Origin of the sequence: Candidatus Pseudomonas phytovorans, assembly GCA_029202525.1 — a bacterium.
Classification (GTDB): domain Bacteria; phylum Pseudomonadota; class Gammaproteobacteria; order Pseudomonadales; family Pseudomonadaceae; genus Aquipseudomonas; species Aquipseudomonas phytovorans.
This window is the reverse complement of the sequence record CP119325.1, coordinates 561023-582390: the sequence shown is the minus strand read 5'-3', so window position 1 is coordinate 582390 and position 21368 is coordinate 561023. Positions and strand designations below refer to the sequence as shown.

The 21368-nt window shown below is 61.6% G+C and carries 21 protein-coding genes; 9 read left to right on the top strand and 12 right to left on the bottom strand.

The window, feature by feature from the left end; translation table 11 throughout:
- Positions 1-74: 74 nt before the first annotated feature.
- From P0Y58_02545 to P0Y58_02525, 5 genes are all read right to left on the bottom strand, one after another.
- Positions 75-608: a DUF3299 domain-containing protein gene (locus tag P0Y58_02545; protein WEK31088.1), complete on the bottom strand. Its 534-nt coding sequence runs from the start codon at positions 606-608 to the stop codon at positions 75-77.
- Positions 609-656: 48 nt separating this feature from the next.
- The gene (locus P0Y58_02540) at positions 657-902 is read right to left on the bottom strand and encodes a GlsB/YeaQ/YmgE family stress response membrane protein (GenBank protein ID WEK31087.1); all 246 of its coding nucleotides are present in this window, start codon (positions 900-902) and stop codon (positions 657-659) included.
- Positions 903-1010: 108 nt separating this feature from the next.
- The gene (locus P0Y58_02535; protein WEK31086.1) at positions 1011-2093 is read right to left on the bottom strand and encodes a 5-(carboxyamino)imidazole ribonucleotide synthase; all 1083 of its coding nucleotides are present in this window, start codon (positions 2091-2093) and stop codon (positions 1011-1013) included.
- Positions 2094-2103: 10 nt separating this feature from the next.
- Positions 2104-2595: a 5-(carboxyamino)imidazole ribonucleotide mutase gene (purE, locus tag P0Y58_02530; GenBank protein ID WEK31085.1), complete on the bottom strand. Its 492-nt coding sequence runs from the start codon at positions 2593-2595 to the stop codon at positions 2104-2106.
- A 171-nt stretch (positions 2596-2766) separates the two neighbouring features.
- Positions 2767-3699 carry a LysR substrate-binding domain-containing protein gene (locus P0Y58_02525; protein ID WEK31084.1) on the bottom strand — a complete coding sequence of 311 codons (933 nt, stop codon included), beginning with the start codon at positions 3697-3699 and terminating at the stop codon, positions 2767-2769.
- A 182-nt stretch (positions 3700-3881) separates the two neighbouring features.
- Here P0Y58_02525 and aspA point away from each other — a divergent pair, with 182 nt between their 5' ends.
- The 4 genes from aspA (at position 3882) to P0Y58_02505 (ending at position 8849) form a co-directional block, all read left to right on the top strand.
- Positions 3882-5306, top strand: a complete 1425-nt coding sequence (gene aspA, locus P0Y58_02520; GenBank protein ID WEK31083.1) for an aspartate ammonia-lyase — start codon at positions 3882-3884, stop codon at positions 5304-5306.
- Positions 5307-5484: 178 nt separating this feature from the next.
- Positions 5485-6477 carry an AraC family transcriptional regulator gene (locus P0Y58_02515; protein WEK31082.1) on the top strand — a complete coding sequence of 331 codons (993 nt, stop codon included), beginning with the start codon at positions 5485-5487 and terminating at the stop codon, positions 6475-6477.
- 225 nt (positions 6478-6702) lie between these two features.
- Positions 6703-7746, top strand: a complete 1044-nt coding sequence (locus P0Y58_02510; GenBank protein ID WEK31081.1) for a histone deacetylase family protein — start codon at positions 6703-6705, stop codon at positions 7744-7746.
- A complete protein-coding gene (locus tag P0Y58_02505; GenBank protein ID WEK31080.1) occupies positions 7746-8849 on the top strand; it encodes a polyamine ABC transporter substrate-binding protein in 1104 nt (367 codons plus the stop codon). The genes P0Y58_02510 and P0Y58_02505 overlap by 1 nt, the downstream gene beginning before the upstream one ends.
- A gap of 100 nt (positions 8850-8949) precedes the next feature.
- Here P0Y58_02505 and P0Y58_02500 read toward each other — a convergent pair whose 3' ends face one another.
- Positions 8950-10479, bottom strand: coding sequence for a PLP-dependent aminotransferase family protein (locus P0Y58_02500; GenBank protein ID WEK31079.1), 1530 nt, complete (start codon positions 10477-10479; stop codon positions 8950-8952).
- 89 nt (positions 10480-10568) lie between these two features.
- Here P0Y58_02500 and P0Y58_02495 point away from each other — a divergent pair, with 89 nt between their 5' ends.
- Genes P0Y58_02495 through P0Y58_02485 form a run of 3 tightly spaced genes read left to right on the top strand, consistent with a single transcriptional unit; the run spans position 10569 to position 12334 of the window.
- Positions 10569-11198, top strand: coding sequence for an FMN-binding negative transcriptional regulator (locus tag P0Y58_02495; protein WEK31078.1), 630 nt, complete (start codon positions 10569-10571; stop codon positions 11196-11198).
- Positions 11199-11210: 12 nt separating this feature from the next.
- The gene (locus P0Y58_02490; GenBank protein ID WEK31077.1) at positions 11211-11657 is read left to right on the top strand and encodes a GNAT family N-acetyltransferase; all 447 of its coding nucleotides are present in this window, start codon (positions 11211-11213) and stop codon (positions 11655-11657) included.
- Between the two features lie 5 nt (positions 11658-11662).
- Positions 11663-12334 carry a GNAT family protein gene (locus P0Y58_02485; GenBank protein ID WEK31076.1) on the top strand — a complete coding sequence of 224 codons (672 nt, stop codon included), beginning with the start codon at positions 11663-11665 and terminating at the stop codon, positions 12332-12334.
- A gap of 8 nt (positions 12335-12342) precedes the next feature.
- On the opposite strand, the gene P0Y58_02480 is transcribed toward P0Y58_02485, so the two are convergent.
- From P0Y58_02480 to P0Y58_02465, 4 genes are all read right to left on the bottom strand, one after another.
- Positions 12343-12621 (bottom strand): helix-turn-helix transcriptional regulator, encoded by a 279-nt coding sequence (locus P0Y58_02480; protein WEK31075.1) that lies wholly within the window; start codon positions 12619-12621, stop codon positions 12343-12345.
- Positions 12618-13943 (bottom strand): HipA domain-containing protein, encoded by a 1326-nt coding sequence (locus tag P0Y58_02475; GenBank protein WEK31074.1) that lies wholly within the window; start codon positions 13941-13943, stop codon positions 12618-12620. Before P0Y58_02475 ends, P0Y58_02480 begins: the two co-directional genes overlap by 4 nt.
- Before the next feature lie 185 nt (positions 13944-14128).
- On the bottom strand, positions 14129-15937 hold the full coding sequence (oadA, locus tag P0Y58_02470; protein ID WEK31073.1) for a sodium-extruding oxaloacetate decarboxylase subunit alpha: 1809 nt from the start codon (positions 15935-15937) through the stop codon (positions 14129-14131).
- 11 nt (positions 15938-15948) lie between these two features.
- The gene (locus tag P0Y58_02465) at positions 15949-17364 is read right to left on the bottom strand and encodes an acetyl-CoA carboxylase biotin carboxylase subunit (protein ID WEK31072.1); all 1416 of its coding nucleotides are present in this window, start codon (positions 17362-17364) and stop codon (positions 15949-15951) included.
- A 190-nt stretch (positions 17365-17554) separates the two neighbouring features.
- On the opposite strand from P0Y58_02465, the gene P0Y58_02460 reads away from it, so the two are divergent.
- Positions 17555-18517, top strand: coding sequence for a LysR family transcriptional regulator (locus P0Y58_02460; protein ID WEK31071.1), 963 nt, complete (start codon positions 17555-17557; stop codon positions 18515-18517).
- Here P0Y58_02460 and P0Y58_02455 read toward each other — a convergent pair.
- Together P0Y58_02455 and hexR are read right to left on the bottom strand one after the other, a co-directional pair.
- Positions 18459-18677 (bottom strand): hypothetical protein, encoded by a 219-nt coding sequence (locus P0Y58_02455; GenBank protein WEK31070.1) that lies wholly within the window; start codon positions 18675-18677, stop codon positions 18459-18461. The two genes, P0Y58_02460 and P0Y58_02455, sit on opposite strands and share 59 nt — an antisense overlap.
- A 214-nt stretch (positions 18678-18891) precedes the next feature.
- Entirely contained in the window at positions 18892-19758 is an 867-nt protein-coding gene (hexR, locus tag P0Y58_02450; GenBank protein ID WEK31069.1) for a transcriptional regulator HexR, read from the bottom strand.
- 103 nt (positions 19759-19861) lie between these two features.
- Here hexR and zwf point away from each other — a divergent pair, with 103 nt between their 5' ends.
- Positions 19862-21304, top strand: coding sequence for a glucose-6-phosphate dehydrogenase (gene zwf / locus P0Y58_02445; protein ID WEK31068.1), 1443 nt, complete (start codon positions 19862-19864; stop codon positions 21302-21304).
- Positions 21305-21368: the final 64 nt, after the last annotated feature.

Genomic DNA, 21368 nt, shown 5'->3' with positions numbered 1-21368 from the left:
TTCTCTATAAACCTTGAAAATTGTGGTGTACCTGTGGGAGCGGGCAAGCCCGCGAAGAGGCCGGCACAGAAAAATCAGAGGTCAGCGTCCTCCACCACCCTCACCTTCCCTGCATCCAGCGCATAAGCCGCATCGGCCAGGTCATTGCTGACCTTTTCCACCTTAAGCTTGCCGCTGACCCACAGCGGCGTATAGATGTCATCGATCTTCAAGCCTTTCGGGTAGCGCACCAGCACCAGCTGGTTCGGCGGCGGTGGCGGTACATGGATGCACGCGCCCGGGTAAGGCACCAGGAAGAACAGCGTGCTGTTGCCCTTGGCGTCGCTCTCCAGCGGTACGGGGTAGCCCCCCAGGCGGATGTCCTTGCCATTCATGGCCGCCACGGTCTTGGTCGAATACATCACCGCCGGCAGGCCCTTGCTCTGCTTCATGCCGCCCTTGGCGGTGAAGGTGCCCATGGCTTCCGGCGAGTTGTGGTCGATTTCGGGCATTTGCTCGAGTGCCTTCTGGTCCGACTTGGGCATCAGCTCCAGCCAGTCGGTTTCAGGCAGTTCGGCATGGGCCAGGGTACTGGCCAACAGCAGGGGGATGAGGAAAAAGGCACGCATGGCAATGCTCGGCAACTCGAATGAATTGCCGGGCATTCTAACCAGTATTCAGCGTTTCTTGATGAATCCGTAGATCACCAGCAGGACCACGGCACCGACCAGCGCGCCAAAGAAGCCCGCCGCCTGCCCGGCCTGGTAAATGCCCAGTGCCTGGCCGCCATAGGTGGCTAACAGGGAGCCGGCAATACCCAGCAGGATGGTCATGATCCAGCCCATGCTGTCGTCGCCCGGTTTGATGAAGCGGGCCAGCAGGCCGACGATGAGGCCGATGAAGATGGTTCCAATGATTCCCATGGCAATCCCTCTGCAGTGAATATGGAGCAAGCCAAAGCCTAGTCGGGCTTTGGCTTGTTGCCATGTTCAGAGGGCAAGCCGCTTGCAGAAGTTCGATTTGCAGCCCGATCAGTTGCTGATCAGAGCCTCTACTTCGGCAATCTTGCGCTCAAGGGTGGCCATGTCATGGCAGCGCAAGGTGGCGTGGCCAACCTTGCGGCCGACCTTGAAAGCCTTGCCGTAGTGGTGCAGGTGGCAGTCACCAATGGCGACAACCTTGTCCACGGCCGGCACTTCACCGATGAAGTTGAGCATGGCGCTCTCGCCCACCTTGGCGGTCGAGCCCAGCGGCAGGCCGGCGACGGCGCGCAGGTGGTTCTCGAACTGGCTGCACTCGGCGCCTTCGGTAGTCCAATGCCCGGAGTTGTGCACGCGCGGGGCGATTTCGTTGGCTTTCAGGCCACCGTCGACTTCGAAGAACTCGAAGGCCATCACGCCAACATAATCCAGTTTCTGCAGCACGCGGCCAACGTAGTCTTCGGCCAGGCCCTGCAGCGGGTGCCCTTGGCTGGCGACCGACAGGCGCAGGATGCCGCTTTCGTGGGTGTTGTGCACCAGCGGGTAGAAGCGGGTTTCGCCATCACGGGCACGCACGGCCACCAGCGACACTTCGCCAGTGAATGGCACGAAGCCTTCCAGCAGGCATGGCACGCTGCCCAACTCGGCGAAGGTGTCTACCACGTCTTCTGGCGTGCGCAGTACCTTCTGGCCCTTGCCGTCGTAGCCCAGGGTGCGGGTTTTCAGCACGGCCGGCAGGCCGATGCTGGCCACTGCAGCGTCCAGGTCTGCCTGGGAAAGGATGTCGGCGAAGGCCGGGGTAGGGATAACCAGGTCGCGGAACATGCTCTTTTCGAACAGGCGGTCGCGGGCGATGCGCAGCGCTTCGGCGCTGGGGTAAACCGGCACGAACTGCGAGAGGAAGGCCACGGTCTCGGCCGGAACGCTTTCAAACTCGAAGGTGACCAGGTCGACCTCGTCGGCCAGTTGGCGCAGGTGGTCCTGGTCGCCGTAATCGGCACGCAGATGCTCGCCCAAGGGCGCAGCGCAGGCGTCTGGCGCCGGGTCGAGGAAGGCGAAGTTCATGCCCAGCGGGGTACCCGCCAAGGCCAGCATGCGGCCCAGTTGGCCGCCACCGATTACACCGATCTTCATGGGTTAAGCCTCAAGCCTGGCGCGGGTCTGGGTTGTCCAGCACGGTGTCGGTCTGTTCGGTGCGGAACTGCTTCAGTGCCGCGTGGTACTGCGGGTACTTGGCGCCCAGGATGCTCGCCGACAGCAGTGCAGCGTTGATGGCGCCAGCACGGCCGATGGCCAGGGTGGCAACCGGCACACCGGCTGGCATCTGCACGATCGACAGCAGCGAATCGACGCCCGACAGCATCGACGACTGCACCGGCACACCCAGCACCGGCAAGTGGGTCTTGGCGGCGCACATGCCTGGCAGGTGGGCTGCGCCACCGGCACCGGCGATGATCACCTCGATGCCGCGGCCTTCGGCCTCCTCGGCATACTGGAACAGCAGATCCGGGGTGCGGTGGGCGGAAACCACCTTCACTTCGTAGGGAATGCCGAGTTTTTCCAGCATATCGGCGGTGTGGCTAAGGGTGGACCAATCGGACTTGGAGCCCATGATCACGCCAACCAGTGCACTCATCGTCGAGCCTCTTCGCTTGTGCGCCCGTGGGCGCGTCAAAAAACAACAAGCCACGCGGGACGACCGGCGTGGCTTGTTTGCTGATCAGGACCGGACGCATCCGGTCGAAAGGCCGCGCAGTATACCGTAAGGTGGTGCATTTAAGGCACCCCGGCGACCAACTGTCGGGCCTTATTTTTCGGGGCTTTGGCTGACTTTTGGGTCAACCGCCGCCGCACCTTCGAGCTTGCGCCACAACAGCCTGACGTTGGCCTTGCGCACCAGGGCGCAGCGGTACAGGCGAATTTCCAGTGGTACGTGCCACTGGCTGCCGCCGCACACGGCCAACTCGCCCCGTTCCAGCTCGCCACGCATCGACAGGCGCGGTACCCAGGCGATACCCATACCCTCCAGCGCCATGCTCTTGAGGCTGTCGGCCATGGCGGTTTCATAGACGGTGGTATAGCGCAGGTTGCGCTGGCGCAGCAGCAAATTGACCGAGCGCCCCAGGAAGGCGCCAGCCGTATAGGCCAGCAGCGGCACACTGCCCTCGCCTTCCAGGTCGAACAACGGCTGGCCCTCGGCATCCACGGCACACACCGGCAGCATTTCAGTATTGCCCATGTGCAACGACGGGAAGATCTCGGCATCCATCTGCAGGGCCGCGTCCGGGTCATAGAAGGCCAGCATCAGGTCGCAGCCACCTTCGCGTAATGCATGCACGGCATCTCCGACGTTAGTCGCAACCAGGCGGGTGGCAATGTTCAAACCGTCGTTGCGCAACTGGGCTACCCAACGCGGGAAAAAGCCCGAGGCCAGGGAGTGTGCAGCAGCCACCTGCACCACCTCGCCTTGCCCGCCTTCAAGATGGTGCAAATGGCGGAGAATTTCGCTCAACTGGTCAACAACAGTACGCGCCGTGACGAGAAACAGCTGGCCGGCCTCTGTCAGTTCGATAGGCGTGCGGGAACGATTCACCAGCTGCAGGCCCAATGCCGCTTCAAGGCTGCGAATGCGCCGGCTGAAGGCCGGCTGGGTGACGAAACGCCGCTCTGCCGCCTGGGAAAAACTGCGGGTGGCGGCCAGTGCGCTGAAATCTTCCAGCCATTTGCTTTCAAGGTTCACGAAGCACATCTCCCGGCGCGCACCAAAATGGAACACGCTCGAATGTCAATTGGCGTCACATGAAACACTATGCCGTTTGTGCATAGGTTAGCGTGCAACAGCATTGGCCGCAAAATCAGCTTCAGGCCTAGGATTAGCGCCATTCCGGCATGTGCCGGGTCTAAATCGAGATGATATACATCATGTCCTCCGCTGCATCGTTCCGCGTCGAAAAAGATCTGTTGGGTACCCTTGAAGTTCCTGCTGATGCCTACTACGGCATCCAGACTCTGCGCGCTGCCAACAACTTCCATCTCTCCGGCGTTCCGCTGTCGCACTACCCGAAGCTGGTAGTCGGCCTGGCGATGGTCAAGCAGGCCGCTGCTGATGCCAACCGGGAGTTGGGGCACCTGAGCGATGCCAAGCACGCCGCGATCAGCGCAGCCTGTGCACGACTGATCAAGGGCGACTACCACGAGCAGTTCGTGGTGGACATGATTCAAGGCGGTGCTGGTACCTCTACCAACATGAACGCCAACGAAGTGATCGCCAACATCGCGCTGGAGGCCATGGGCCACCAGAAGGGTGAGTACCAGTACCTGCACCCGAACAACGATGTGAACATGGCGCAGTCGACCAACGACGCCTACCCGACCGCAATCCGTCTGGGCCTGCTGCTGGGTCACGACGCGCTGCTGGCCAGCCTCGACAGCCTGATCCAGGCCTTCGCTGCCAAAGGTAAAGAGTTCGACCACGTACTGAAGATGGGCCGTACCCAGCTGCAGGACGCCGTGCCGATGACCCTGGGCCAGGAATTCCGCGCCTTCGCCACCACCATGACCGAAGACCTCAACCGTCTGCGTTCGCTGGCGCCTGAGCTGCTGACCGAAATCAACCTGGGTGGCACTGCCATCGGTACCGGCATCAACGCCGACCCGGGCTACCAGATGCTCGCCGTACAGCGCCTGGCACTCATCAGCGGCCAGCCGCTGGTACCGGCTGCCGACCTGATCGAAGCCACCTCCGACATGGGCGCCTTCGTGCTGTTCTCCGGCATGCTCAAGCGTACTGCGGTCAAGCTGTCGAAGATCTGCAACGACCTGCGCCTGCTGTCCAGCGGCCCACGTACCGGCATCAACGAGATCAACCTGCCAGCGCGTCAGCCAGGCAGCTCGATCATGCCAGGCAAGGTCAACCCGGTTATCCCGGAAGCCGTCAACCAGGTGGCCTTCGCCATCATGGGCAACGACCTGGCCCTGACCGTCGCCGCCGAAGGTGGCCAGCTGCAGCTGAACGTGATGGAGCCGCTGATCGCCTACAAGATCTTCGACTCGATCCGCCTGCTGCAACGCGCCATGGACATGCTGCGCGAGCACTGCATCGTCGGCATCACTGCCAACGAACAGCGCTGCCGTGAACTGGTCGAGCACTCGATCGGCCTGGTCACCGCCCTGAACCCGTACATCGGCTACGAAAACGCCACCCGTATCGCCCGTGTTGCCCTGGAAACCGGCCGCGGCGTGCTGGAACTGGTGCGCGAAGAACAGCTGCTGGACGAAGAGATGCTCAACGACATCCTGCGTCCGGAAAACATGATCGCTCCACGTCTGGTGCCGCTGAAGGCGTAACCCGGCTGCAAACTGTCTCACCAGGTTAAGGGACTAGACACCTCTCAACCTTTCAAGGCCCGAGCCAATGCTTCGGGCCTTTTTTTTGCCTGACAGATCCTGGGGGTGCGCAGCGTCCTCAGGGTTTCGGCACACAACTTGCTCCATAATACGTCCCAGGCCCTCGGGATTACCCAGCATGCTGCACAGCCACCTGACCACCCTCAACGCGGTTTCGCTGATCCTCAACGTCTTCCAGGCAGACGGTTGCGAGGCTTCGGCGCTGCTGGCCGGCAGCGGCATTGGCCCGGCAGACCTTGGCCACGCCGATGCACGCATCACCACCCAGCAGGAACTGCAGGTATGCGCCAACGCCGTGGCCCGGCGCGAGGACATCGGCCTGGAACTGGGCCGGCGCATGCATGTGTCGTGCTACGGCATGCTCGGTTACGCCTTACTGTCCAGTGCCACTTTGGGTGACGCCCTGCGCCTGGCGTTGCAGTATCCGGCACTGCTGGGAACAGTCTTCAAGCTGCGCTTGCTCGACGATGGCCAGCGGGTGTGGTTCAGCGCCAGCGATTATCACGACAGCCCGACGTTGAGCGCTTTCAATGCGGAGTTTTGCCTGGTCTCGCTGAAAGTGATCTGCGACGACCTCCTCGGCCGCCCTTTGCCGTTGCTGGGCGCCCGCTTCGAACACCCCCGCCCGGGCTACCACGCGAGCTATGCCGGTGCATTCCAGTGCCCGGTCGGTTTCGCTGCCGAGGACAATGCCTTTGCCTTTGAACGGCGCTGGCTGGACACGCCGTTGCCGCTGGCCGACCCGATTACCCACAAAGCCATGAGCGAGCGCTGCCGGCGCCTGAACCTGGAGTTCACCGGCCGCCAGGCCTGGCTGGGGCGGATTCGCCAGTTGCTGGCACAGCAATTGGACGCCGCACCCGGGCTGGAAGGCCTGGCACGGCAGATGAACTGCTCGTCGCGCACCTTGCGCCGGCATTTGCAGGCGCTGGGTAGTAGTTATCAACAGCTGCTGGACGAATTGCGGTTTGAGCGGGCCAAGCAGTTGCTGGCTGATGAGCAGATGCCGATCTACCGCATTGCCGAGACTTTGGGGTTCAGCGAGACGGCCAGCTTCCGGCATGCCTTTCAGCGTTGGAGCGGCGTGGCGCCCAGCCATTTTCGCGGTTGACCTGTTCCGGCCCCTTCGCGGGCTTGCCCGCTCCCACAGGGACCGCGCAAGGCCCGAATGTGGTGGGATACCTGTGGGAGCGGGCGAGCCCGCGAAGAGGCCAGCACAGGGAAACTCGGCCAAAGAGCTTGGCCACATCGATCCCCTTTTGGCCGTTTGCGTCGTTCTCCCCTACTGAGCCGCCCATGACAATGGACCAACGCCAGTACCTACCGGAGAACAACAATGCTGACGATCTATTCCGATGACCACCGCCTGCACCACGGCCGCTGCGAGCTGATCGACGGTAAGCTGATGCCCTGCTTCGAAATGCCTTCGCGCGCCGACCATGTGCTCGACCAGGTGAAAAAGCGCGACCTCGGCGACATCCAAAGTCCCACCGACTTTGGCCGCGCACCCTTGCTGCGCATTCACAGCGCCGACTACCTGAATTTCTTCGAAGGCGCCTGGGCCCGCTGGGCGGCACTGGGCCACGAGGGTGACCTTCTGCCCTTCACCTGGCCGGCCCGCACGCTGCGCCAGGTCAAGCCAACCGGCCTGCATGGCGAACTGGGTTACTACAGTTTCGACGCCGGCGCCCCCATCACCGCAGGTACCTGGCAGGCTGCCTACAGTGCTGCGCAAGTTGCACTGACCGCCCAGGCCGCGATCCAGCAGGGCGCGCATTCGGCCTTCGCCCTGTGCCGCCCGCCTGGGCACCACGCCGCAGGTGAAGTGATGGGCGGTTACTGTTACCTGAACAACGCCGCCATCGCCGCCCAGGCCTTCCTTGACCAGGGCAAGCGCAAAGTCGCCATCCTCGACGTCGACTACCACCACGGCAACGGCACCCAGGACATCTTCTACAACCGCAACGACGTGTTCTTTGCCTCGATCCACGGCGACCCACAAGACGAATTCCCGTTCTTCCTTGGCTATGCCGACGAGACCGGCGAAGGTGCCGGCGAAGGCTGCAACATCAACTATCCGCTACCGGCCGGCAGCGACTGGGCTGCCTGGAACGCCGCCCTGGAACAAGCCTGCCAGCGCATCGCCAGCTACGACGCCGATGTACTGGTGATCTCACTGGGCGTGGACACCTTCAAGGACGACCCGATCTCCCAGTTCAAGCTGGACAGCCCGGACTACCTTGAAATGGGCAAGCGCATCGCCCAGCTTGGCAAGCCGACCTTGTTCGTGATGGAAGGCGGCTACGCTGTGGAGGAAATCGGTATCAACGCGGTAAATGTGCTGGAAGGCTTCCAGCGCGCCCAGCCAGGAGCCCGGTAATGGTCCGACTCAAGCGTCTGCTCGCCCCGTTCATCGCTGCCACCCTGTTCACCGGTGCCCTGCAAGCCCAGGCCGAGCAGCGTACCTTGCGTGTGTATAACTGGTTCGACTACATCACCCCGCAGACCTTGGCCGGCTTCCAGGCAGACAGCGGCGTCAAGCTGATCTACGACATTTTCGACACCAATGAAGCGCTCGAGGCCAAGCTGCTCACCGGTAACTCGGGCTATGACGTGGTTGTGCCGTCCAACGTGTTCCTCGCCAAGCAGATCGAAGCCGGGGTGTTCCAGCCGCTGGACCGCAGCAAGCTGCCGAACTGGCAGCACCTGGACCCGGCGCTGATGAAACTGATCGAGGCCAACGACCCGGGCAACAAGTTTGCCGTGCCGTACATGTACGGCACCGTGTTGATCGGCTTCAACCCGGCCAAGGTCAAGGCAGCGCTCGGCGACAACGCGCCGGTGGACAGCTGGGACCTGATCTTCAAGGAAGAGAACATCGCCAAGCTCAAGCAGTGCGGCGTGGCCCTGCTCGACTCACCGTCGGAGATTCTGCCACTGGCCTTGCAGTACCTGGGTTTGCCACCGAACAGTGACCAACCGGCCGACTACAAAAAGGCTGAGGCGCTGATGTTGAAGATTCGCCCATACATCACCTACTTCCATTCCTCGAAGTACATGGCAGACATCGCCAATGGCGACATCTGCGTGGCGGTGGGTTACAGCGGCAGCTTCTCGCAGGCCGCCAACCGAGCCCATGAGGCCAAGAACGGCGTGGTGGTGGACATGCGCCTGCCCAAGGAAGGCGCACCGATCTGGTTCGACATGCTGGCGATTCCGAAAAATGCGGCCAACCCGGAGGATGCCCATACGTTCATCAACTACCTGCTGCGGCCAGAGGTGATTGCGCCGATCAGCGACTTTGTCGGGTACCCCAACCCGAACAAGGATGCGACCGACAAGGTGAACCCGGCGATTCGCAACAACCCCAACCTGTACCCGACCGCGGAGGCGATGGCCAAGCTGTACACGCTCAAGCCTTTGGCACGGGATGCAGAACGGGCGCGGACCCGGGCCTGGACGCGGATCAAGTCTGGAACCTGAGTTGGATTCTTCGCGGGCTCGCCCGCTCCCACATTGATCGTGTAACCGCCGAGCTCTGTGGGAGCGGGCGTGCCCGCGAAGGGCCGCACAGCGGCCCCATTCACTTTTTCCACGCCTTACGCAGTTTCATCAGCGCCTCGGCAATCTCACCTTCCGGCACTGCCGCAAACCCCAGCACCAGCCCTGCCCGCTTATCCACAGGTACCTCGCTGTCCGCCAACCAGAAATTACTGAGCGGCGTCACCTCCACCCCCACCGCTTCGGCCTTGGCCACCAATTCTTGCTCCCTCGCAAAGTTATCCACATCGACCTTCACATGCAGCCCTGCCGCCACTGCCGGCATGGCGCCCAAGCCTGGAATATCCACAGGCCAGCCGGCCTTGAGCACATTGCGCCGGCTTAACGCCGCCTTGCGCATGCGCCGGATATGCCGCTGAAAATGCCCACGGGCCATGAACTCGGCCATCACGCATTGGCTGCTCACCTCTGAATGCCGCACCGCCAACGCCTTGGCCTGGCTAAACGCCTGAGCCAGCTGCGGCGGCAGCACCAGATAACCCAGGCGCAGCGCCGGAAAGGCGATTTTGCCGAAGGTGCCGACATACAGCACCCGCCCGTGCTGGTCGAGTGCCGCAAGCGGGGCCAATGGCGCGCCGCTGTATCGGTACTCACCGTCGTAGTCGTCCTCGATGATCCAGCCATCACTACGGTCAGCCCATGCCAGCAATTTCAGGCGGCGCGCCAGGCTCATGGTCACCCCGGTCGGATACTGGTGAGCAGGCGTCACATAGGCCAGCCGGCAACCCTGCAACTGCCCGAGCCGACCGCAGTCCATCCCCTCTTCATCCACCGGTACGCCAAACAACCGGCCGCCTGCCAGCGCGAAGGCATGACCGGCCGCCCGATAGCCAGGGTTTTCCACAGCCACACCGTCGCCAGGCTGCAGCAGCAGCTGTGCACAAAGGCTAATGGCCTGCTGCGCGCCACTGGTGATCACAATTTGTTCAGCCATGCAGCTCAGCCCGCGCGAGCGACGCAAGTAGGCCGCGATCAGTTCGCGCAGCATCGGCTCGCCCTCCGGGTCGCCATAACCGAGTTGCGCGGGGGCCGGATTTCGCCAGAAACCCGCCTGCAGCTTGGCCCAGACGTCAAATGGGAACAGGTCGAACGCTGGGATGCCAACGCGAAAAGCACGCGGTTGCCCGCGCCTTGGCGGCGGCAAGTGATTATTTTTCAGACGCTGCAAAGCTTCGCTGGAACGCCGGGCACTGGATAAATCCTCAGTTACTTCCGCCGAAAATGTGGATAAATCTGTTGATAACCCATGGGATAACCCTGTGGATACTTGTGTGGATAGTTTCGGTAGCCGGCTTACATAGGTGCCATCGCCCACCCGGCTTTCGATATAGCCCTCCGCGTACAACTGGTCATAGGCCCGCACCACGCTGTTGCGTGACAGCGCCAACATGGCGGCCAGGTCGCGGGTGGCCGGTAGTCGCGTGCCACTGCTCAGACGGCCGTCGAGTACCCGCGCACGCAGCGCCTGGTACAACTGCTGGCTGAGCCCGCGCCGGCGATCCAGGGCAATCCCGGCAGGGTCGAAAGGCAGGATGAGGGGGCGTTCGCTCATGGTATTGGACCTATCAAAACAGACGGTAATGGCTCTTACCCAGAACCAATAGCCTGCCTAGGATGGCACATTGCACAAGGAAACCGAGCATGTACAACAGTAAACCTCACCAGGAACACGACCTCGGTCGCCTGCACCAACACATGCTCGACACCCGCCTGGCCGTGCTGGTCAGCCAAGGCGAGCAGGGCCTGTTGGCCACACACCTGCCGGTGCTGGTCGACACTGGCGAAGGCGAGTTCGGCACCGTCTATGCGCACCTGGCACGGGCCAACCGCCAATGGCAGGACCTGGAGCAAGGCGCAGAAGCCCTGCTGGTGTTCCCCGGCGCGGATGCCTATGTCAGCCCCAGCTACTACCCGAGCAAAGCTGATAACCCGAAGGTAGTGCCAACCTGGAACTACCTGGCCGTGCACGCCTATGGCCCGGCCGAGGTGATCCACGACGCAGCAAAACTGCTGACTATCGTCAGCCGCCTGACCCAGCGCCACGAACAGGGGCGCAGCGAACAGTGGAAGGTGGACGACGCACCGGCTGACTACATCGACGGCATGCTCCGCGCCATTGTCGGCATTCGCCTGCCCATTGCCCGCCTGCAAGGTGCGCGCAAGCTCAGCCAGAACCGCTCTGAACAGGACATCGCCGGCGTGCGCGAAGGCCTGAGCGCCAGCCCCGATCAACTGGACAACCAACTCGCGGCGCACATGCGCCAACTGTGAAGGAAAAGCCCCATGCCCAGCGTTACCCTGCGCTCCGTCAGCGCCCAAGACCATGCAGCCTGGCTCGCCCTGTGGCAGGCCTACCTGCACTTTTATGAAACCGAGTTGGCCGATGAGGTCAGCCTGAGCAGTTGGCAGCGCCTGCTGGACCCGAGTGAGCCAACCCACTCGGCACTGGCCTGGGTCGATGGCAAGGCGGTGGGCATGGTCAACTTCATCTACCATCGATCCAACTGGAGCATCGAGAACTCCTGCTACCTGCAGGACCTCTACGTCGACAGCGCCCAACGTGGCCTGGGGATCGGCCGCCAGCTGATCGAGCACGTGTACGCCACGGCCAAGGCCGACGGCTGCATCAAGGTGCACTGGCTGACCCACGAAACCAACGCCACCGCCATCAGCCTGTACGAACAGGTTGCCGAGCGGCCGGGCTTCATCCAATTCCGCAAAGGGTTGTAGGCCACATGACTGACGCACTGCACTGGAAACCCGCCGCATCGCCCAAGGCCGAGCCCATCGACGGCCGCTTCATCCGTCTGGAAAAACTCGACCCGGCGCGCCACGGCGACGACCTCTGGACCGCCCTGCAAGGCCCGAACTCCGACCCGGTACTGTGGGACTACCTGCCCTACGGCCCGTTTACCGAACGCGCTGCCTTCGACCGCTGGCTGCAAGGTAACGCCGCCGGCCACGACCCGCTGTATTTCACCGTGATCGACCGCGCCAGCGGCGAGGCTCAGGGCATCCTCACCCTGATGTCGATCGTGCCTGACCATGGTCGCATCGAGATCGGCCACATCGCCTTCGGCGCTCCCATGCAGCGCACACCCAAGAGTACCGAGGCCGTCTACCTGCTGGGCAAGCTGAGCTTCGAACTGGGAAACCGCCGCCTGGAATGGAAGTGCAACAACGCCAACGCCCGCTCCAAACGCGCGGCAGAGCGGTTTGGCTTCATCTACGAAGGGGTGTTCCGCAAGCACCTGGTGGTGAAGGATCATAATCGCGATACGGCGTGGTATTCGATTACCGATGATGAGTGGCCGCAGGTGGCTGCCGGGTTTGAGCGGTGGCTGAGTGAGGAAAACCAGCAGCCGGAAGGCCAGGTAGAAACACTTGAGGCATGTCGCAAAGGCTGAGAGCGGGCTCAGATGACTTTTCGCTGACGCCTGATAACGCCCATCTGCAAGCCGAAAGGCCGAAACACGGCATTCATCGATTTGAGTGTCGGGTTTCCTTCGCCTTTCTCGATCTGGATAAGCGTACGCAGTGAAATCTTGCACATCTGGGCAAACTGGGCCTGCTGGAGATTGGCCACTGTCACACGCAAATGCCTCACTCCAGCACCCAGTTCCCAGGTGCCATCGGCGATGCCCCGTTGAACGTCATCAATCACCTGGGCCCGTTGATCGGGTGTAAGCGTCATAGCAATTTCCACTCTTCAATTCGTTGTTCAAGCAGCCTCAAGTGGACCGCTGGATGATTCATGACGGCATCCGGCAAGCCCGCAGCACTGAGCAGATCTGGCAGCGCCAACAGACGCGCCGCATCCTGCTTCAACCGGTCAAAAGCCAGCTCCGGGGTGATCAGGTCGGCCAGGCTGCTGCAAACCGCCCACCAGTCGATGTCGCCAGCACGCTCAATACCCGGCGCCCATTTGGTGGTTCGTGTAATACCTTCCGCATCCAGCACCATCGGTGCCAGATCGTAGATGGGTGCCAACCTGACGGAATTGGCCCCACGGATGACGGCCATGTTCCGCCCGTGATTGTCGACGTTGCCCAGAACCTTGTTGATGAGGTCCCGTCGCAGGTATTCGCAAATCAGGTCATCGATCTGTTGCTCCTGCCCGGCCAGCCTCCAGAGCGCCACCAGGTTCCTAAGTGCTTCCCCATGGTCCATCCGGCTACCCGGTTGGGTAACACCCGACAACGAGTAGATGGACTCCACCGCGAGTCGTTGAACACCTTGCAAGGTGATCTCACGGTCAAAGCGGCGCATCCAAAGGCTGGGCTTTGTACCCTCCTCCAAAGCGATGTCAGCCGTAGCAACAGTCTCCACACCCAGTGTTTGCAATGCGCGGTAGTACAGATGTTCAGCCCGCAATATGTCCTGGTCGTTGTTCAGGCCCTGATTACGAGCGAACTTGATGAACCAGTGCCGACAAGCTTGCCCATCGTCAAGCGCAGCATCGGGATACAGGAGGCCGTCCTTGCCTTCCGTCATCAGTAGCTTGGGTGCCTCGCCGCCCGCGCCGGTGGCGCCGCCGATGGCTGCGCCCTGTTCGTAGGCGTACTCAAGAAAACGTTGATCGCGACTGACCACATCCTGCCTGGTGAAGCCCATTGGCGCATGTGAGTCCAGGTAACTCATGGACTCTTTGATACGCATGTTTCCCACGGGAGCCGGTGTACTCCTTGCCAGGAGAAACATGTCATCACTGATGCCGTCGGGCTTTGTCTGGCCAACATGCGCCATGAGGAAGCGCTTGGCAGCACCGGACGGCGCGATGTCGTGAACGAATGCAGGCGCAGCAGGGAGCACGAAGCTGTCGAAGTCTACCGGCAGACGAGCGCTAACCGCCTTGGCGGCAAAGCTTTGGTATGCATCGAGATTGTCTCTGATATACGACGCTTCATAGGCAACGGTGCAAGGGCCATTGAAGCCTTGTTCTGGCCGCGAAAACGTCAGCATCATGGCGTCCTGCCAAACGCCATCGGAGTAAACTTGCAGGGTTAGCGGGTACATATACAACCTGCTGCAGCTGTTCAGACAGTCTGCAATATAGTGCATTCCACGCAGTACCGCTTCGCCAAAATATGTATTTTATTGCATATTTAATATCCAGACCCCGATTCAAAGTGCATTTTAATGCACAAAAAAGGGGAGCATCCGCTCCCCAGAGGTTAACCGCTTGTAGATGAGGGCTTAAATCAGCCCTCGATCTCGATCAGGATTTCGCCCGGCGTCACGCGATCGCCTTTGGCCACGTGGATGGCCACGACCTTGCCGGCGATGGCCGCCTGCACTTCGGTTTCCATCTTCATGGCTTCGGTAATCAGCACAGCCTGGCCGGCCTTGACCATGTCGCCTTCCTTGACCAGCACGTCGACGATGTTGCCTGGCATGTTGGTGCTGACGTGGCCCGGCTCACTGGCCTGCTTGCGCTTGCTGCCGCCACCGCCGACAAACTCGTTGAGCGGCTCGAACACCACTTCTTCCGGCATGCCGTCGATCGACAGGTAGAAGTGGCGCTTGCCTTCGGCCTTCACCCCCACACCGGTGATGTCGACGCGGTAGGTTTCGCCGTGCACGTCGATGACGAACTCGGTCGGTACGCCTTCACCGCCTGGAGCCGCAACGGCGCCAGCTTCCGGAATCGGCAACAGGGCTTCAGGGGTCAGGGTGCCGGCTTCGCGCTCTTCGAGGAATTTGCGGCCGATGTCCGGGAACATGGCGAAGGTCAGCACGTCCTCTTCGCAACGGGCCAGGGCGCCGATGTCGCCACGCAGCTTGGTCATTTCCGGCTTCAGCAGGTCGGCCGGGCGCACGTCGATCACTTCTTCGCTGCCGATGGCCTGGCGGCGCAGTTGCTCATTGACCACGCCCGGGGCCTTGCCGTAGCCGCCTTGCAGGTACAGCTTCACCTCGTTGGTGATGGTCTTGTAGCGCTCGCCGGCCAGCACGTTGAAGAACGCCTGGGTGCCGACGATCTGCGAGGTCGGCGTGACCAGCGGCGGGAAGCCGAGGTCTTCACGCACGCGCGGGATTTCGGCCAGCACTTCGTTCATGCGGTTCAGGGCGCCCTGTTCCTTGAGCTGGTTGGCCAGGTTGGAAATCATGCCGCCCGGCACCTGGTTGACCTGCACGCGGGTGTCCACGGCGGTGAACTCGCTTTCGAACTGGTGGTACTTCTTGCGCACGGCGTAGAAGTACAGGCCGATTTCCTGCAGCAGCTCCAGGTCCAGGCCGGTGTCGAACTCGCTGCCCTTGAGCGCAGCAACCATCGACTCGGTCCCCGGGTGGCTGGTGCCCCAAGCGAAGCTGGAGATGGCGGTGTCGATGTGGTCGGCGCCGTTTTCCACCGCTTTCAGCTGGCACATGGCGGCCAGGCCGGCGGTGTCGTGGGAGTGGATGAACACCGGCAACGACTGCTCTGCCTTCAGTGCCTTGACCAGTTCACCAGCGGCGAATGGGGTCAGCAGGCCGGCCATGTCCTTGATCGCCACCGAATCGCAACCCATGGCTTCCATCTGCTTGGCCTGGGCGACGAAGGCGTCGATGGTGTGCACCGGGCTGACGGTGTAGGCGATAGTGCCCTGGGCGTGCTTGCCGGCGGCCTTGACCGCTTCGATGGCCACGCGCAGGTTACGCACGTCGTTCATGGCGTCGAAGATGCGGAACACGTCGATGCCGTTGACCGCAGCCTTGGCGACAAAGGCTTTGACCACATCGTCGCTGTAGTGGCGGTAGCCCAGCAGGTTCTGGCCGCGCAGCAGCATTTGCAGGCGGGTGTTGGGCAGGGCGGCGCGCAGCTTGCGCAGGCGCTCCCACGGGTCTTCCTTGAGGAAGCGCACGCAGGCGTCGAAGGTAGCGCCACCCCAGACTTCCAGCGACCAATAGCCGACTTTGTCGAGCTTGTCGCAGATCGGCAGCATGTCTTCGGTACGCATGCGGGTAGCCAGCAGGGACTGGTGGGCGTCGCGCAGGATCGTGTCGGTTACGTGGATTTTCTTGGACATTATAAGTTTCCTCACAGGCCTGCGTGGGCGGCGATGGCGGCGGCGATGGCCAGGGCCAGCTCTTCGGGTTTGCGCTTGATCGAGTAGTTGGTCAGTTCAGGGTGGCTTTCTACGAAGCTGGTGTTGAACTGGCCGCTACGGAATTCTGGGTTGCGCAGGATTTCCTGGTAGTACGCGGCGGTGGTCTTCACCCCTTGCAAGCGCATGTCGTCCAGGGCCCGCAGGCCGCGGTCCATGGCTTCTTCCCAGGTCAATGCCCATACCACCAGTTTCAGGCACATGGAGTCGTAGTACGGCGGAATGGTGTAACCGGTGTAGATCGCCGTGTCGGTGCGCACGCCTGGGCCGCCGGGGGCGTAGTAACGGGTGATCTTGCCGAAGCTGGGCAGGAAGTTGTTTTTCGGGTCTTCGGCGTTAATCCGGAACTGCAGCGCGTAGCCGCGGTGCTGTATATCTTCCTGCTTCACCGACAGCGGCAGGCCCGAGGCAATGCGAATCTGCTCACGAACGATGTCGATACCGGTGATTTCCTCGGTGATGGTGTGTTCCACCTGCACCCGGGTGTTCATTTCCATGAAGTACACTTCGCCATCGGCGAGCAAAAACTCCACGGTACCGGCGTTCTCGTAGTTCACCGCCTTGGCCGCACGCACCGACAAGTCGCCAATGTAGGCGCGCTGTTCGGGGGTAAGCTGGGGGCTCGGGGCGATTTCGATGAGTTTCTGGTTGCGGCGCTGGATCGAGCAATCACGCTCGAACAGGTGCACCACGTTGCCAAAGCTGTCACCGAGAATCTGCGCCTCGATGTGCTTGGGGTTGACGATGCACTTTTCCAAAAACACTTCGGCCGAACCGAAGGCCTTGGTGGCCTCGGAAATCACCCGTGGGAAGTTCTGTTCCAACTCTTCGCGGCTGTTGCAACGGCGAATACCGCGGCCGCCACCACCGGAGGTGGCCTTGAGCATCACCGGGTAACCGATGCGCTCACCCTCGCTCAGGGCTTCATGAATATCGGCAACGTTGCCTTCAGTGCCCGGGGTTACCGGCACTCCGGCAGCGATCATGGTACGGCGTGCTTCGGTCTTGTCACCCATGCGGCGAATCACGTCGGCGGACGGGCCGATGAACTTGATTCCGCGTTCAGCGCAGATCTCTGCCAGTTCAGCGTTTTCCGACAGGAAACCGTAGCCCGGGTGCAGGGCATCACAGCCGGTTTCCACAGCCAGGTTCACCAGCTTGCGCGGGTTCAGGTAACCGGCCAGTGGCTCGGCACCAATGCTGTGGGCTTCGTCGGCGCGCTTGACGTGCAAGGCGTGCCGATCGGCGTCGGAAAAGATCGCTACCGAGCGTATGCCCATCTCGGCGCAGGCACGCACGATCCGAACTGCGATTTCACCTCGGTTGGCGATCAGGATTTTTTTTATCACTGGAGTCTTCCCAAAGCCGTAGGAACAGTCGATCCGGTTCTACCGGTCGGCGCGTGACCAAGCGTTGCTGGCCAGTCGCACAATTACCCTAGCGCTGTAGGACGATAAACAAAAATCAATATTTGTTAGAGGCAGTATTAGCAAAAGCTTATAGTGCGGTAACAAGGTGTTGCCGAAGGGCGAATAAAAAATGCGTAAGTCTTTGATGCGTATGACTTTACGTCAATTGCAGATCTTCAATGAGGTGTGCGATTTGCGCTCGTACAGCCGGGCGGCGGAGGAGATGTCACTGACACAACCCGCCGTTAGTCTACAGATCCGCCAGCTTGAAGAGCTGATCGGCCAGCCGCTGTTCGAGTACGTGGGCAAAAAGCTCTACCTGACCGAAGCGGCAGAAGCCCTGCAACGCGCCAGCCGCGACATCTTCGGCCGCCTCGAGAGCCTGGACATGCAACTGTCGGACATGCAGGGCTCACTGCAAGGGCAGCTCAAACTGGCGATCGAGTCCAGCGCCAAGTACTTCGTGCCACACCTGTTCGCCGCCTTCAAGCAGCGTCACCCGGAGGTCAACCTGACCCTGACGGTGGTCAATCGCGCCCAGGCCATCCGCCGCCTTTCGGATAACCGCGACGACCTGATCATCATGTCGATGGTGCCGCAGGACATGGGCCTGGAGTTTCTGCCGTTTCTCAATAACCCGATCATTGCGGTGGCACCGCCCGAGCACCCGCTGTGCAAGCTGGAGCAGCTGCGCCTGCAAGATCTGGAGCCTCATACCCTGCTGGTACGCGAACAGGGTTCAGGCACGCGCAAGGCCTGCGAGGAGTATTTCAAGGACAAACGCGTGCATTTCACCCAGACCCTGGAAGTGGCCTCGGCCGATGCCCAGCGCGAATGTGTGATCGCTGGCTTGGGCATTGCCCTGCTGACCCGCCATGCAGTCAACCTGGAGCTGGCCACCGGTGCGCTGAAGGAGCTACCGGTGGAAGAGCTGCCGCTGTACCGCAGTTGGTGCGTGGTGCAGGCCAAGGCCAAGCGGCAGTCGCCGGTGGCCTTGGCATTTCTGGCGTTCATTCGCAGCGAACGTGCGTTGATCAGTGCACTTGTTGAGCGTTTTTCGGGGAAGTTGCCACTGAAGACTGCCACACTGTGAGCGCTTGCAACTCGGGGTAATCCACCAGGTCGCGCAGCAGTTGACGTTGGTCGCAATAGGTCTCGATCGCGCGGCGGTATTCCATCCGGCGCTGATCCTTTTCCTGCTGCTTGCGAGCCTTGGCGTTGGGTTGGTAGATACCGTCGTGGTCACGTGCCATTGCCTGTCTCCCAGATAGGATGCGGGAGTTTCAGACTGGCCTTGATGGTTTACGTTTTGACGGAGGAGTGGTGACAGAATCGTGAATCTTCAACGCCTGTACTGGCCCATTCGCGGGCTCGCCCGCTCCCACAGGTAATGTGCACCTCTTGAAGTCGGCACAATTCCTGTGGGAGCGGGCAAGCCCGCGAAGAGGCCGGTACAGGCAATAAAGATCAGTCGTCTGTAGCCTTGATCGACTTAGGCGACAAACGCAGGCTGCGCAAGCTGCGCTTAACGCTTTTCAGGTGGTTGACCAGGCTTGGGCCACGCGCCATGGCCACGCCCATGGCCAACACGTCGATCACCACCAGGTGGGCGATGCGTGAGGTCAGCGGGGTGTAGATTTCGGTATCTTCGTGCACGTCGATCGCCAGGTTGACCGTGGACAGCTCGGCCAGCGGCGTCTGGCTTGGGCACAGAGTAATCAGGCTGGCGCCGCTTTCACGCACCAGGTTTGCCGTGATCAGCAAGTCCTTGGAGCGGCCCGACTGGGAGATACATACCGCCACATCGCCTGGCTTCAGGGTAACTGCCGACATCGCTTGCATGTGCGGGTCGGAGTACGCGGCCGCACTGAGCAGCAGGCGGAAGAACTTGTGCTGGGCGTCTGCCGCTACCGCGCCGGATGCGCCAAAGCCATAAAACTCCACACGTTGCGCCTGGGCCATGGCGCCCACGGCCTGTTGCAGCGCATGCGGGTCAAGGTGCTCGCGCACTTCCATCAGCGTGTGCAGGGTAGTGTCGAAAATCTTCAGGCTGTAGTCGGCAACCGAGTCGTCTTCATGGATGGCGAACTGGCCAAAACTGGCCCCGGCGGCCAGGCTCTGCGCCAGTTTCAACTTCAGGTCCTGAAAGCCCGAACAACCAATGGCCCGGCAAAAACGCACGATGGTCGGTTCGCTGATGCCCACGCTGTGCGCCAGGTCGGCCATGGAGCTGTGCATGACCGCAGCCGGGTCGAGCAGCACATGGTCGGCCACTTTGAGTTCCGATTTGCGCAGCAGGTGGCGCGATTGGGCGATATGTTGCAACAGATTCACGGGCTGGACTCGGTTATGATCGGCTGGCCGGGTTGTAGCTTTCTTGTAGTTATACTACATGGACGCCAACCCGCCCAGTTAAACGAACGTGGAGAGTGGCGGTTTGACTATTCCTTGCGACATTCTGGTCTTCGGCGGCACCGGCGATCTGGCCCTGCACAAATTGCTTCCGGCGCTCTACCACCTGTTTCGCGAGGCCCGTCTGAACAATGCCGTGCGCATCATCGCGCTGGCTCGGCGCAACCTGCCTCGCATCGAATATCTGAAGCTCGCCGAGCGCCACTGCCGGGCACAGATTGCCCGCAATGACTTCGACGAAGAGGTCTGGCAGCGGTTTTCTGCCCGGCTTGACTACTTCGCCATGGATGCTTCGCAAAGTGCCGACTTTGGCCGCCTGGCACGCTACCTGGGCGAGCCCGGCGGGCTGACGCGCATCTTCTACCTGGCCACCGCTCCCAACCTGTTCGTGCCGATTGCCAACCACCTGCGCAACGCCGGCATGGCCGACCCCGAGGCGCGCATCGTGCTGGAAAAGCCGATCGGCCACTCATTGGCCTCGGCCACCGCCATCAACGAAGCGATTGGCGCAGTGTTTGATGAAAACCAGGTATTTCGCATCGACCACTACCTGGGCAAGGAAACCGTACAGAACCTGATGGCCCTGCGCTTCGCCAATGCCCTGCTGGAGCCGGTGTGGCGCAACAACCAGGTCGACCACGTACAGATCAGCGTTTGCGAGACTCTGGGAGTAGAGAACCGCGGCGGCTATTACGACCGCGCCGGAGCAACCCGCGACATGCTGCAGAACCACCTGCTGCAGCTGCTGTGCCTGGTGGCCATGGAGCCACCTGCGCAATTCGAGGCTGAAGCGGTGCGTGACGAAAAGGTCAAGATCCTCCGGGCCCTCAAGCCGATCACAGGCCAGGACGTGCAAGACAAGACAGTGCGCGGACAGTACGGGGCCGGGCACATCGGCGGCCAGGAGGTGCCGGCCTATTACTTTGAAAAGGACGTCGACAACGACAGCGATACCGAGACCTTCGTGGCCATCGAGGCGCACATCGACAACTGGCGCTGGGCAGGTGTGCCCTTCTACCTGCGCACCGGCAAACGCATGGCGCGGCGCTCGTCGCAGATCGTCATCCAGTTCAAGCCGGTGCCTCACGAGCTGTTCAGCGGTGGCCAGGCCAACCAGCTGTTGATCCAGCTGCAACCGGACGAGCGCATCAGCCTGCGCATGATGACCAAGAGCCCGGGCAAGGGCATGCGCCTGGAACCGGTCGAGCTGGACCTGAACCTGGCCCAGGTATTCAGCCAGACGCGCCGCTGGGAAGCTTACGAACGCCTGCTGCTGGACATCGTTGAGGGTGATTCGACACTGTTCATGCGCCGCGATGAAGTGGAAGCGGCCTGGCACTGGGTCGACCCGGTGATAAAGGGTTGGCAGGAGCACTTTCAGGCGCCACGCCACTATGCCGCCGGGAGCAATGGCCCGGAACAGGCCGCCAGCCTCCTGGCCAGGCATGGCAGGCACTGGCACAGCTGAAGCGCTTCGCTCTGCGTTGCGGATAGGCGCTGCAAGCAATCTGTCGCCCGGAAGGTGCATACCG